Annotated in this window: 11 protein-coding genes; 6 read left to right on the forward strand and 5 right to left on the reverse strand. The window is 68.1% G+C overall.

Annotation, left to right across the window (positions count from 1 at the left end):
* Nucleotides 1-17 precede the first annotated feature (17 nt).
* The gene (locus AAHH99_RS17430) at nucleotides 18-581 is read left to right on the forward strand and encodes a DUF3558 domain-containing protein (protein WP_418769852.1); all 564 of its coding nucleotides are present in this window, start codon (nucleotides 18-20) and stop codon (nucleotides 579-581) included.
* Complete coding sequence (locus tag AAHH99_RS17435) at nucleotides 578-1,135, forward strand: DUF3558 domain-containing protein (protein WP_418769853.1); 558 nt, start codon at nucleotides 578-580, stop codon at nucleotides 1,133-1,135. Before AAHH99_RS17430 ends, AAHH99_RS17435 begins: the two co-directional genes overlap by 4 nt.
* 3 nt (nucleotides 1,136-1,138) lie before the next feature.
* Here AAHH99_RS17435 and AAHH99_RS17440 read toward each other — a convergent pair whose 3' ends face one another.
* A complete protein-coding gene (locus AAHH99_RS17440) occupies nucleotides 1,139-1,648 on the reverse strand; it encodes a SixA phosphatase family protein (RefSeq protein WP_418769854.1) in 510 nt (169 codons plus the stop codon).
* A gap of 104 nt (nucleotides 1,649-1,752) precedes the next feature.
* Between AAHH99_RS17440 and AAHH99_RS17445 the strand changes: the two genes are divergently transcribed.
* From AAHH99_RS17445 to AAHH99_RS17460, 4 genes are all read left to right on the forward strand, one after another.
* Nucleotides 1,753-2,901, forward strand: coding sequence for a metallophosphoesterase family protein (locus tag AAHH99_RS17445; RefSeq protein ID WP_418769855.1), 1,149 nt, complete (start codon nucleotides 1,753-1,755; stop codon nucleotides 2,899-2,901).
* A complete protein-coding gene (locus AAHH99_RS17450) occupies nucleotides 2,898-5,519 on the forward strand; it encodes an AAA family ATPase (RefSeq protein WP_418769856.1) in 2,622 nt (873 codons plus the stop codon). The genes AAHH99_RS17445 and AAHH99_RS17450 overlap by 4 nt, the downstream gene beginning before the upstream one ends.
* 100 nt (nucleotides 5,520-5,619) lie before the next feature.
* Entirely contained in the window at nucleotides 5,620-7,155 is a 1,536-nt protein-coding gene (locus AAHH99_RS17455) for a GMC family oxidoreductase (RefSeq protein ID WP_418769857.1), read from the forward strand.
* A 26-nt stretch (nucleotides 7,156-7,181) separates the two neighbouring features.
* A complete protein-coding gene (locus tag AAHH99_RS17460) occupies nucleotides 7,182-7,646 on the forward strand; it encodes a DUF309 domain-containing protein (RefSeq protein ID WP_418769858.1) in 465 nt (154 codons plus the stop codon).
* Here the strand turns inward: AAHH99_RS17460 and AAHH99_RS17465 are convergent.
* The 4 genes from AAHH99_RS17465 to AAHH99_RS17480 are packed head-to-tail and all read right to left on the reverse strand — an operon-like array spanning nucleotide 7,643 to nucleotide 13,057.
* Nucleotides 7,643-9,313 carry an ABC transporter family substrate-binding protein gene (locus AAHH99_RS17465; protein ID WP_418769859.1) on the reverse strand — a complete coding sequence of 557 codons (1,671 nt, stop codon included), beginning with the start codon at nucleotides 9,311-9,313 and terminating at the stop codon, nucleotides 7,643-7,645. The two genes, AAHH99_RS17460 and AAHH99_RS17465, sit on opposite strands and share 4 nt — an antisense overlap.
* Nucleotides 9,314-9,324: 11 nt before the next feature.
* On the reverse strand, nucleotides 9,325-11,166 hold the full coding sequence (locus AAHH99_RS17470; RefSeq protein WP_418769860.1) for a dipeptide ABC transporter ATP-binding protein: 1,842 nt from the start codon (nucleotides 11,164-11,166) through the stop codon (nucleotides 9,325-9,327).
* A complete protein-coding gene (locus tag AAHH99_RS17475; RefSeq protein WP_418769861.1) occupies nucleotides 11,163-12,083 on the reverse strand; it encodes an ABC transporter permease in 921 nt (306 codons plus the stop codon). Before AAHH99_RS17475 ends, AAHH99_RS17470 begins: the two co-directional genes overlap by 4 nt.
* The gene (locus tag AAHH99_RS17480; RefSeq protein ID WP_418769862.1) at nucleotides 12,080-13,057 is read right to left on the reverse strand and encodes an ABC transporter permease; all 978 of its coding nucleotides are present in this window, start codon (nucleotides 13,055-13,057) and stop codon (nucleotides 12,080-12,082) included. The genes AAHH99_RS17475 and AAHH99_RS17480 overlap by 4 nt, the downstream gene beginning before the upstream one ends.
* Nucleotides 13,058-13,099: the final 42 nt, after the last annotated feature.

A 13,099-nucleotide genomic window follows, 5' to 3' on the forward strand; every position in this document is an offset into this window, starting at 1 on the left:
CACAAGCTGCCGCTACAGTGCATGGCGTGACTCACAGCACGCGCGTGACCCGCTGCCTGGCCCTCGCGGCCGCGGTGGTCATCCCGCTGTCCGCATGCTCGGATTCCGAACCCGCCGGCCCGCAACTGCCTGAGGACACCCCAGCTCCCGCGGAGAACGTCTCGCACGGCCCGTTCTTCCCCCAGTGCGGTGGTATCAGCGACCAGGAGGTCATCAAGCAGACCCGGGTTCCGGGGCTGATCAACACCGCCAAGACCTCCGTGGGGTGCCAGTGGCTGGCCGGTGGCAGCATCCTCGGCCCGCACTTCTCGTTCACCTGGTTCCGCGGCAGCCCGATCGGCCGTGAGCGCAAAACCATGGAACTGTCCCGCACCGCCGTCGAGGACATCAGCATCGAAGGCCACGACGGGTTCATCGGGTACAGCGAGGACCCGATCAACGGCACCAACCTCTGCGAGATCGGCATCCAGTTCGACGATGACTTCATCGAGTGGTCGATCAGCTACGCCAGCAAGCCGTTCCCGGATCCGTGCGAGGTGGCCAAGGAACTGACCCGCCAATCGATTGTGAACTCCGAATGAAAACCGCGTCCGCTCGTCGGCTGATCGCGGGCACCTTCGCCGTGCTCGCTTCGTTGTCCGTGCTCACCGGTTGCACCCAGACGGTCGAAGGCACGGCGGCCAAGTCGGGGTCTGGTGGCGGGCCACGCAACGAAGACTCCGAGCGGCAGTACCCGAACCTGCTCAAGGAGTGCGAGGTGCTGACCGAGGACATCCTCGCCGAGACCGTGGGCGCCGACCCTCTCGACATCCAGAGCACGTTCGTCGGCGCCGTGTGCCGCTGGCAGGCGGCCAACCCGGGTGGCCTCATCGACATCACCAGGTTCTGGTTCGAGCAGGGCGATCTGGACCACGAGCGCGAGGTGGCCCAGCGGTTGGACTATCGGATCGAAGACCGCAGGGTCGCCGGCATCCAGTCCATCGTGATGCGGCCGAACGATCCGAACGGCGCGTGCGGTGTGGCCAGCGACGCGGCCGGTGTGGTCGGCTGGTGGGTCAACCCGCAGTCGCCGGGGATGGACGCCTGCGGTATGGCGATCAAGCTGATGGAGCTGACGCTGGCCACCCGCGCCTGACCGCTAGCGCGCGACGTGGAAGTCCACCAGCGCGGCGCCGTCGAGCGCCACGTCGGCCCACGCTTGCCGCGTGCGCAGCACCGCGATGGACGATGTCGGGAACTTCAGCGAGATCTGTTCGGCCGCAGCGACGTTGGTGCCGTCGGCGGTGGCCAGGCCGAGCGCGACAGCCGACATCGCCGGTTCGTGGCCGATCACCAGCAGGGTCCCCACCTCGAAGTCGAAGTGTGATTGCACTCGGTTGATCTCGTCGATCACCGTGCCCGCAGTCGCGTCGTAGAGGCGGTCCCGGTACTGGACCGGCGCGGCGACCCGGGTGCGCGCGAGCGTCTCGCGGGTGCGGGTGGCGGTGGAACACAGCACGGCGTCGACGGCGGGCACGTTGGCGCGCAGCCAGTCGCCGGCCAACCCGGCTTCGCGCACGCCTCTGGGCGCCAGCGGACGGTCGTGGTCTGCGACCCCTGGCGGATAGTCCGACTTGGCGTGCCGGAGCAACAGCAGCGTGCGGTACACCGGACTAACCGTAAGGCATGCCGCTGCACCTCCCGGGACTTGTCGGCGTCCCGCCCTACACTCGCGGTGCCCGGCAAACACGACGAGGGGAAGGGGGCGCTGAGATGCGATTCGTGCACACCGCCGACTGGCAGCTCGGCATGACGCGGTACTTCCTCAATGGTGAGGCGCAGCCCCGTTATTCGGCGGCGCGCCGCGACGCGGTGGTCGAATTGGGCCGGGTGGCCGCCGACGCGGGCGCGGAGTTCGTCGTCGTCGCCGGCGACGTCTTCGAGCACAACCAACTGGCGCCGCGCGACGTCAGCCTTTCGCTCGAGGCCATGCGCGCCATCGGCGTTCCGGTCTATCTGCTGCCGGGCAACCACGACCCGCTGGACGCCTCGTCGGTCTACACCAGCCCGCTGTTCGTCGCCGAGTGTCCCGGCAACGTGTCGGTGCTCGACCGCGCGGGGGTGCACGAGGTGCGGCCCGGCCTCGAGCTGGTCGCGGCGCCGTGGACCTCGAAGGCGCCGTCGTCGGACCCCGTGGCGGGCGTGCTCGAGGGTCTTTGCGCCGACGGGGTGACGCGGGTCGTCGTCGGCCACGGCGGTGTGGACATCTTCGTGCCGGACAAGGACCGGCCGTCGCTCATTCGGCTGGCGGCGTTGGAGGCGGCCGTCAACCGGGGCGCGGTGCACTATGTGGCATTGGGCGACAAGCACTCTCGTATGCAGGTGGGGTCCACCGGGCGGATCTGGTACTCCGGGTCGCCGGAGGTCACCAACTACGACGACATCGAGGTGGACTCGGGGCATGTGCTGATCGTCGACATCGACGAGGACGCCCCGGGGCGTCCGGTGACCGTGGAACCGCGGAAGGTGGGCCGTTGGCGGTTCGTCACGCTGCGCCGTGGGGTGGACAGCGACCGCGACGTCGCCGACCTGGACATCAACCTGGATCTGTTGCCGGACAAGGAACGTACCGTGGTCCGTCTCGCGTTGACCGGATCGCTGACGGTCACCGACAAGGCCGCGCTCGACGTCTGCCTGGACAAGTACGCCCGGCTTTTCGCCGCGTTGAGGGTGGACGAGAAGCAGAGCGACATCGCGGTCGTTCCGGCCGACGGTGAGTTCGACGACCTCGGTATCGGCGGCTTCGCCGCTTCGGCTGTCGACGAACTGGTCGCGACCGCACGGTCGGACGGTGAGGCGGCCGACGACGCCCGGGCCGCGCTGGCGCTGCTATTGCGGCTGTCGGATCGGGGTGTGGCATGAAACTGCACCGGCTGGTCCTCACCAATTACCGCGGCATCACCCGTCGCGAGATCGAATTCCCCGACCATGGCGTGGTGATCGTCAGCGGCGCGAACGAGATCGGCAAGTCGTCGATGATCGAGGCGCTGGACCTGTTGATCGAGGCCAAGGACCGGTCGGCGAAGAAAGAGGTCAAAGAGGTCAAGCCGACACACGCCGACGTCGGCGCCGAGGTCGAGGCCGAGATCTCCACCGGCCCCTATCGTTTCGTGTACCGCAAGCGCTTCCACAAACGCTTCGAGACCGAACTGACGATCATGGAGCCGCGCCGCGAACAGCTCACCGGTGACGAGGCGCACGACCGGGTCCGGGCCATGCTCGACGAGACCGTCGACACCTGCCTATGGCAGGCCCAGCGGGTGCTGCAATCCGGGTCAACGGCGGCAGTCGACCTGTCCGGATGCGATGCGCTCTCGCGTGCGCTCGACGTGGCTGCCGGTGAGGCCGTGCAGCTTTCGGGTGCCGAACCGCTGCTGGTCGACCGCGTCGAGGACGAATACCTGCGTTACTTCACCCGCACCGGCAGGCCCACCGGTGAATGGGCCGCTGCCACCACCCGGTTGCGCACGGCCGAGGAGGCGTTGGCCGAGGCGGCGGCCGCCGTTGCGCAGGTCGACGACGCGGTCCGCAGGCACGCCACGCTCACCGACGAACTGGCCCGGCTGACCGCACAGTGCACCGATGCGGCACGGCAGGTCGCCGTCGCGCAGCAGGCCGCCGAGGAGGTGGCCGCGTTGAAGGCACAGCTCAAGGAGGCGGAACTGGTTCTCGCGGCGGCGAAGGCCAACCACGACACGTCGCGCGCCGCGGTCGAGGAGCGGCGGCGCCTGCGTGCCGACATCGAGCAGCGGGCCGCCGCGATGGCAGACCTCGAGGCCGAGGCTGTCAAGGCCGACGAGAACCAGGCGACGGCCGCCGAAGTCGCCGAACTCGCCGAGGCGGCAGCCGAGCAGGCACGAAAAGCGTTGGAGGGCAACCAGGCTCGCGTCGAAGCGGCGCGAAGTACCGTTCAACGGCTGGCCGATCGCGACGAGGCAGACCGCATCGCCGCGCAACTGTCGAAGGTCGAGACCGCCCAGCGTGACCTCGAACGCGTGCAGGGCGAACTCGCCGAGATCCGGGTGACCGGCGAGAAGATGCGGGCCATCGACGCCGCCAAGGCGACGGTCGACGCCGTGACGGCACAGGTCGAGCTGGCGTCGGCACACATCGAGGTCATCGCATCGGCGGCCGTCGAGCTCCGCGTCGGGGGCCAGACGGTCACCCTCGGCGCCGGTCAGGCGTGGACGGCCAGCGTCAGCGCTGAGACCGCCATCGAGGTGCCCGATCTGCTGACCGCCCGGCTGGTACCCGGCACGCCGGCGTCGGAAACCCAAGCCAAACTCGATGCGGCACAGGATGTGCTGGCCAAGGCACTGACGGCTTGCGGCGTCGACGACGTCGACGAGGCGCGCGCTCAGGACCAGCGTCGGCAACAGTTGGTCACCACCAGGGACCGGCTCAGCGCGACGGTCGAGGCGCTGACGGGCGACGAATCGGCCGACCGGCTCAGGGGGCGGCTGGCTGACCTCGAGGCCCGTCAACCAGAGGTGGCCGATCTGTTCGAGGTCGACGCCGGCGCCGCGCGGGCCGAGCTCGACGCCGCGACAACCGCGCACAAGCAGGCGATCGCCGACTGCGACAAGCAGCGCAAGGTGGCCGAAGAGGCCGCTAAGCGCCTGGGGGAGTGCGACATTCGGCTGACCGTGCTGCGCGAGAAGCTGGCCGGCGCGCGGTCCGAGCTCACCCTGGCCCGTGAACGGTTGCAGGGGCAGCGTGCCACCGTCGGCGACGACGAGTTGGCGCACCGGGCTCAGATGCACGCCGAGGAAGCGTTGCGGGCCACCAGCCTGGTCGAGGAGTTGAGCGAGGAAGTGAACCGCGCGGCGCCCGATGCCGTGGCCGCGGCCCTTCGGGAGGCAACGCAACGGGCCGACGCCGTGTCGGCCGGGCACCACCAGCTCGCTGAGGAATTGCGGGAGGTCGGCACGCAGCTGAAGGTGTACGGCACCGAAGGCCGCAAAGGCAAGCTCGACGAGGCGGAAACGGAGCGGGAGCACACGCTCGCCGAGTACTCGAGGGTGCAGCGCCGCGCGCGGGCCGCCGAGCTCTTGCGGTCGGTGATCGCACGGCACCGCGACTCCACCCGGCAGCGTTACGTCGAGCCGTTCCGCGGCGAAGTGGAACGGTTGGGCCGCATGGTGTTCGGCGACAGCTTCGAGGTCGAGGTCGACAGCGCGCTGCGGATCTGCGCCCGCACGCTGTCGGGGCGCACCGTGCCCTACGACTCGCTGTCCGGCGGGGCCAAGGAACAACTCGGTATCGTGGCGCGACTGGCCGGCGCGGCGCTGGTGGCCAAGGAGGACAGCGTGCCGGTCGTCATCGACGACGCGCTCGGGTTCACCGATCCCGACCGACTGGTCAAGATGGGGGCGGTGTTCAACGCGGTGGGCGGCGACGGGCAGGTGATCGTGCTGACGTGCAGCCCGCAGCGGTACGCGGCCGTCGACGGAGCCCAGCACATCGCGCTCACCGCATAGCCGCTCGCGGGCGCGGACAGCCGTCCGGCGACCACGACTTTCCGTGCGGGTTCGCGCACTTTCCGGGTTCGCGCGTCTCGGAAAATCTAGACTCCGGCGGATGGAAGCCGACTACATCGTCGTGGGAACGGGCTCGGCCGGGTCGGTGGTGGCCGCCCGGCTCAGCGACGATCCGTCCGTGCGGGTCGTCGCGCTCGAGGCCGGTCCGCATGACAAGGACAAGTTCATCCGCATCCCTGCCGGCTTCGTCAAGTTGTTCCGCGGGCCCATGGACTGGGACTACCTGACCGAACCGCAGAAGGAGCTCGACGGCCGCGAAATCTATTGGCCGCGAGGCAAGATGGTCGGCGGGTCGTCGTCGATGAACGCGATGATGTGGGTGCGCGGATTCGCTGCGGACTACGACGAGTGGGGGCAGGCCGCCGGCGAGCAGTGGGACTACGCGCACCTCGAGCCGTACCTGCGTCGCATCGAAGCCGGTCCGCTCTCCATCAGCCCGCAGCGCAGCCCGCGCAGCGCCACCGCCAAATGGCTTGCCGCCGCCGAGCAGTGCGGCTACCGCATCGAGAAGCCGAACCAGGCGGCGCCGGAGGGGTTCTGCGAGACGCTGGTCACCCAGCGCCGCGGTGCCCGCTGGAGCGCCGCCGACGCCTACCTCAAGCCCGCCCTCAAGCGTGGAAACCTCACGCTCGAAACGGAGGCGCTGGCGACCAGGGTGGTGTTCGAGGGCCGTCGCGCCGTCGGCGTCGAGATCGACCAGAACGGCACCCGCCGCGTCATCAAGGCCCGGCGCGAGGTGGTGTTGTGCGGCGGCGCCATCAACAGCCCGCAGCTGTTGATGCTCTCGGGCATCGGTGACGGCGAACGGTTGGCCGAGCACGGCATCCAGACGCTGGTCCATGCCCCGAGCGTGGGAGCCAACCTTCTCGACCACTTCATCGCGGCACTCGGCTTCGACGTTCGGGGCGACAGCCTTTTCACCGCCGAGAAGCCGCTTCAGCTGCTCAACTACCTGCTGCGACGCCGCGGGATGCTCACCTCGAACGTCGGCGAGGCCTACGGTTTCGTCCGCAGCCGCCCCGACCTCGCGCTGCCAGATCTGGAGCTGATCTTCGCCCCGGCCCCGTTCTTCGAGGAGGGCATCGGCGACCCCTACGACACGCACGCCGTCGTCCTGGGGACGATCCTGCTCAAGCCGGCCAGCAGCGGCACCATCGAATTGCGTTCGGCCGACCCGGCGGAAAAACCGATCATCGACCCGCGCTATCTCACCGATCCCGACGGCGCCGACCGCGCGGCGGTGATGGCCGGCCTGCGAATCTGCGCCACCATCTCCCAGGCGCCCGCACTCGAGGGCGTCATCGGCAAGATCGCGCGGCCCCTCCACTCGGCTGCCCTCGATGAGGTGACGCTGGAACGCGCGCTGGCCACGTTCTCGCACACGCTGTACCACCCGGTCGGCACGTGCCGGATGGGCCGCGACGACGCGAGCGTGGTCGATCCGAACCTGCGCGTTCGCGGCGTCGACGGGCTGCGGGTTGCCGACGCGTCGGTGATGCCGGCGATTATTCGCGGGCACACCCACGCGCCCAGCGTGCTCATCGGGGAGAAGGCCGCCGAGCTGCTGCGTGCGTGAAAGCCGTGAGTGCCAAGATGGGTTCCATGGCCGAGCGCGACCGCGACGACGCCGGGCGTCCCCGCAACACCCGTCCCCGCGATGCTCTGGGGCGGCCGCTGCCCCACGGCAGCGAGGGTGTCGAGCGCATCCCCGACGACCTCGACCTGCCGCCAGCCGAGACCCTCTCCTACGCCCAGAAGCTCCTCGATGATGGCATGGCGTTCCACGCGCACGAGGTGTTGGAGGCGGCGTGGAAGAACGGCCCGGACGCCGAACGCACCTTCTGGCAGAGCCTCGCCCAACTCGCCGTCGGCATCACCCACATCCAACGCGGAAACACCCAGGGAGCGCTGGCGGTGTTGGACCGCGCACGCGCCGGTCTGGCCGACGCCTCGGTCGCCCACGACGTCGACGTCTCCGGGCTTGTCGTTTATGCCGAGAGTCTCATCGAGGATCTCGAAGCGGGAGCGGCGATCGACCCGCAGCGATTGCGGCCGCGGCTGCGCTAGGGCTTCATGAAGCCGATCTTCGTGTAGTCGGCATCGGCCAGGCCGAACGCACCGAAGTTCGCCAGATTGCTTCGCGTCGCGATGTTTCCCGGCGACTGGGTCAGCGGCAGGCTGAACACCTCTTCGAACAGCATCTTGTCCAGCTCGTTGGCCAGCACACGGGCTTTGGCGGGATCCAGTTCGCCGACGGTCTGTTCGATCTTGGCGTCGATCTCCGGGCTGCCGATCTGTCCGAAGTTGCTCTCGGCTCCCGTCCGGTAGATCTGCGTCAGGCTTGCGAGCGGGAAAGCGTCACCGCTCCAGGAGAATTGGGCGATATCGAAGTTGCCGACGGTGACGTAGTCGGTGAAGAAGCCGGCCGCCGGGCGGACGTCCAGCTCCAGTTTCACGCCGATTTGGGCGAGGTTGTTCTGCGCGATCTGCCCGTACTGCCGGGTGCTGAGGGAGTCGAACAGCACGTCGCGGATCACGAGTTGGCGGCCGTCCTTCTCGCGGAACTGGCCATTGAGCCGCCATCCCAGCGCGTCGAGTTCCTGCTTGGCTTTCTCCGGGTCGAAGGCGATCGCGCCGCTGTTGTCCTGGTAGCCCTCCTGGCCCGCGACGAAGATGTGGTTGTTCAGCGGTGCGGGGTTGTCGGCGAGCCCTCGCTGGGTGACTTCGGCGATGGTCTTGCGGTCGATTCCCTTGGCGATCGCCCGCCGCAGCGCGGGGTCGGCCAGGATCGAACCGGGAGAGCCGTTGAACGTGAAGTGATACCAGGCCAGGCCGGGCGCCCGCCGGATGGTCACCCCCTGCGTGCGTCGTGCGATCTCCATCTCGTCGAGCGTCGCCAGACCGGTGGCGTCGATCGTGTTGTTCTGCAGCGCGGGGATGCGTGCGGCGTCGTCGAGGACCAGGAAGGTGATGCTGTCCAGCAGCGGCTGCTCACCCCACCATTTGGGGTTGCGGGTCAACGTGATTCGTTTGGCGCCACGGTCGAGGTTGGAGACGATGAACGGTCCCGCCGACGGGCCGGGGCCGTTGAGCTGACCTTTGTTGAAGACCTCCGGGTTCTCCGTCGAACTCTTGGGCACCAGCATGCTGGTCCCTGCGAACATCCCGCGCCAGTCGGACCACGGCTCGGCGAACGTGATGACGGCCTGGCGGTCGTCGACGCCCCGCTCGACCTTCTCGACCCGGTCGCTGCCGTTGGTCGCGGCGATCGCGAACCGGTCGTCATTTCCGCTGGTGGCGTTGATCTGAGACTGGATGTCCTCCCAGGTGATCGGCGCGCCGTCGCTCCACACCGCTTCCGGGTTGATCGTGTACGTGACGACCTGCGGGTTGGTGCTGGTCAGCTCCACATCGGTGAAGTAGTCGGTGTTGACGGTGGCCGAGCCGTCGGGGCCGATCCGGAACGCGCGCGGCATCGCCGGCTTCATCAGCGAGTTGTTGTCACCGGTGTTGCCGTCGATGTGCAGCGGGTTGAAGTTCGGCGGGAACTCGTTGATCGACAGCCGCAGGTTGCCGCCCTGCTGCAGGTCGGCGACGTCCTGCGGGTTGATGTCGTTGGTGTTTCCCACCGTCGCCTCGCCGCCGGCGGAGGGGGCTTCCTCGGAACCTCCCGAGCACGCGGTAAGGGTCAGCGCGGCGATCATGGAAGCCGCAGCAAAGCGTCGCATCCTCATGCGGTCCGACTTTAGCGGCGATTCACCTGCGGTCGCGGCACCGCGGCCAGCAACCGCCGGGTGTAGTCGTTTTGTGGGTCGGTGAACACCTGGTCACCGTCGCCCTGTTCGACCACGGTGCCCTTGTACATCACCGCCACCTGGTGGGCCAGGTGCCGCACCACCGAGAGGTCGTGGGAGACGAACAGATAGGACAGCCCGAACCGCTGCTGCAGATCCAACAGCAGGTTGATGATGCCGGCCTGGGTCGAGACGTCCAGGGCCGACACCGGCTCGTCGAGTGCCAGGATCTTCGGCTGTAGCGCGAGCGCGCGCGCGATGCCGATGCGCTGCTTCTGCCCGCCGGAGAACTCTGCCGGATAGCGGGTGGCGTCTTCACGTTGCAACCCGACGATGCCGAGCAGCTCGCCGATCCGGTCGTCGCGTTGGCGCTTGTCGAAACCGTTGGCCTGCAACGGTTCGGCGAGCACTTCGAACACGGGCAGCCGCGGGTCCAGGGAGGCGACCGGGTCCTGGAACACCACCTGCAGCTCCCCTCGCAGCCCTCGACGGCCGCGCCGGTCGAGTGAGGCCACATCCTTGCCGAGCACCTCGATGGAACCGCGTTCCGGGGCGGTCAGCGCCAGGATCTGGTGCAGGGTTGTCGACTTGCCCGACCCGGACTCTCCGACGATGCCCAGCGTGCGGCCCTGGTGCAGTGCGAAGCTGATGCCGTCGACGGCGCGCACCTCACCGACCTGGCGGCGAAACACCACACCCTTGGTCAGTTTGTAGGTCTTGACCAGATCGTCGACGCGCAGCACCACCGGCGGCTCGGCCGAAGACGGTGTGCCGGACGGGGCCGTCGACACGCCGTAGATCTCGGCGGCGCTGCGGCCGACGACGTGTTCGGTGCGGATACACGCGGCGAAATGGCCCGGCCCGGAGTCCATCGGCAGCAGCTCGGGCTCGGCGGCGCGGCAGTCGTCGATCGCAAGCGGACAGCGCGGGGCGAACGGGCACCCGGGCGGCAGCGCGGCCATCGACGGCGGTGCCCCCGGGATGGGGATCAGGCGCGCGCCTTGTGCGGCGTCGAGGCGCGGCACCGAGCCCAGCAGCCCGACGGTGTAAGGCATCCGCCGGTCGCGATACAGCTGATCGACGTCAGCGACTTCGACCGCACGCCCCGCGTACATCACCAGGGCGCGGTCGGCGAATTCGGCGACCACCCCGAGGTCGTGGGTGATGATCAGAACGCCGGCGCCGGTCACGTCGCGGGCGGTCTTCAGCACTTCGAGGATCTGCGCCTGCACCGTGACGTCCAGAGCGGTCGTCGGCTCGTCGCAGATGATCAGGTCGGGATCGTTGGCGATGGCGATGGCGATCACGACCCGCTGGCGTTCCCCGCCGGACAATTCGTGCGGGAACGATTTGGCACGTTGATCGGGCTGGGCGATGCCGACCAGTCCGAGCAGTTCGACCGCGCGCTTCCTGGCGGCTTGTCGGCCGATGCCGCGCTGGTGAATTCCGATCGCCTCGGCGATCTGGTCACCGACGGTGTAGACGGGGGTGAGCGCCGACATCGGGTCCTGGAACACGGTGCCGATAGCCTTCCCGCGGATCGCCGACATCCGCTGATCGGACAGCCCGATCAACTGGTCGCCGTGCAACCGGATGGAACCGGACACCTCGGCGTACTCGGGGAGTAGGCCGACGACGGCCATCGCGCTGGCCGATTTACCCGCACCGGATTCGCCGACCAGCGCCACGACCTCGCCCTTGCCGACGTCGAAGTTCATGCCCCGCACCGCTTTCACCGGTGCCGAGTCCGTGGGGAACTCGACGGTGAGGTCGCGGACCTCGAGCAGGCTCATCGCTTGCGCCTCCGCAGCTGACGGGCACCCGGATCGAGCGCGTCGCGCAAACCGTCGCCGACGAGGTTGGCGCACAGGATGATCAGCACCAGTACACCGCCGGGGAACAGGAACAGCCAGGGGAAAGTCGTCGCCGACTTCGTGCCGTCGGCGATCAGCGTGCCGAGCGACACATCGGGCGGCTGGATGCCGAAACCCAAGAAGCTCAAGCCTGTTTCCGCCAGCACTGCCACACCGACGTTGAGCGCCGTGTCGATGATGATGATCGACGCGACGTTGGGCAGGATGTGGCGGACGATGATCCGCCAGTTACTGACACCCATATAGCGTGCGGCCGCGACGAATTCGCGGTCGCGAAGGCTCATCGTCATGCCGCGGACGATCCGGGAGCTGATCATCCAGCTGAACAACGACAGCAGCACGATCATCCAGATGATGTCACCCTTGGTGCGCTGCACCACGATAGAGATCAACAGGAAGCTCGGCACCACCAGCATCAGGTCGACCAGCCACATCAGGGCGGGGTCTCGCCAGTCGGCGAAGTACCCCGATATCGTGCCCACAGTCGCCGCGATGATCGTCGAGATGAACGCGACGCAGACACCGATCAGCATCGACTTCTGCATCCCGCGCAGCGTCTGGGCGAAGAGATCCTGTCCCAGCGCGTTGGTGCCGAACCAGTGCTCGAGGCTGGGCGGCTGCTGCAGCGCGAAGTAGTCGAGATCGTTGTAGCTGTAGGGCAACAGCGGCGGCAACGCGTAGCACCCGACGAACATGACCACCAACAGCACCAGGGAGATGACGGCCGGCTTGTTGCGCAGGAACCGGCGGAACACCAGCGACCGTCGCGATGCGAAGCCGTCCGAGACGCCGGACTGCGCGGCGGTCGATTTTTGTGTGGTGGCGGGTTCGGTCATGACGCCCGCACCCTCGGGTCGAGCGCCGCGTAGACCACGTCGGAGAGCAAGCCGGCCAACAGGATCATCGCGCCGGACAGCACGGTGATCGCCGCGACGATGTTGATGTCCTGGTTGCCGATGCCGGTGACGATCCATTCCCCGATGCCGTACCAACCGAATATCTTCTCGATGAACACCGCACCGGTCACCAATCCCGCGACGCTGTAGGCGAACAGCGTCGCCATCGGGATCAGCGCGGTGCGCAGCCCGTGCCTGATGAGCGCGCGTCGCCGGGTCAGGCCTTTGGCCCGCGCGGTGCGGATGAAGTCTTGACCGAGGACATCGAGCATCGCGTTGCGTTGGTAGCGGCTGTAGATCGCGATCGAGGAGATGGCGAGCGTCATGCTGGGCAGCACGAGGTGTTGTAACCGGTCGACGAACTGGTTCCACGCCCCCTCGATGGGGAAGGGCGAAGTCTCGCCGGTGTATTCGAAGATTCGCACGCCGAGCACGTTGTTCACGCCCAGCGCGGCCAGGATGAAGAGGTTGGCGAGAACGAACGTCGGCGTGCTGATCACCAGAAGGGACAGCACCGTCACGACGCGGTCGCTGAGCCGGTACTGCCTGATGGCGCCCCACGCCCCGGCGGCCACGCCGATCACGGTTCCGACGACCGAGCCGATCACCAGCAGACGAAGGCTGACACCCACCCGTCGCCACAGCTCGTCGGTCACCGGCTGCCCGCCGATCGTCATACCGAAGTCGCCGCGGACGGCGCCCGACACCCAGTGGGCGTACTGTTCGAGCACCGGCTTGTCGAGATTGAGTTCGACGCGTTTGGCGTCGATGACGCTCTGGGGCGGGCGCGGGTTGCGGCTCTCCAGGCTGTCGAGGGGATCGAACTGCCACGACGCAAGCAGGAAGACGAGGAACGACGCCAGCGCCAGCAACACGACGTAATTGAGCAGTCGGCGCGCCAAGAACCGCGTCATGCGGAGAGTCCGTCGGTCGGCTGCATGCGCTCAGGTTAGGAG

The sequence above is a fragment of the Mycobacterium neumannii genome (genome assembly GCF_048452905.1).
GTDB lineage: Bacteria > Actinomycetota > Actinomycetes > Mycobacteriales > Mycobacteriaceae > Mycobacterium > Mycobacterium neumannii_B.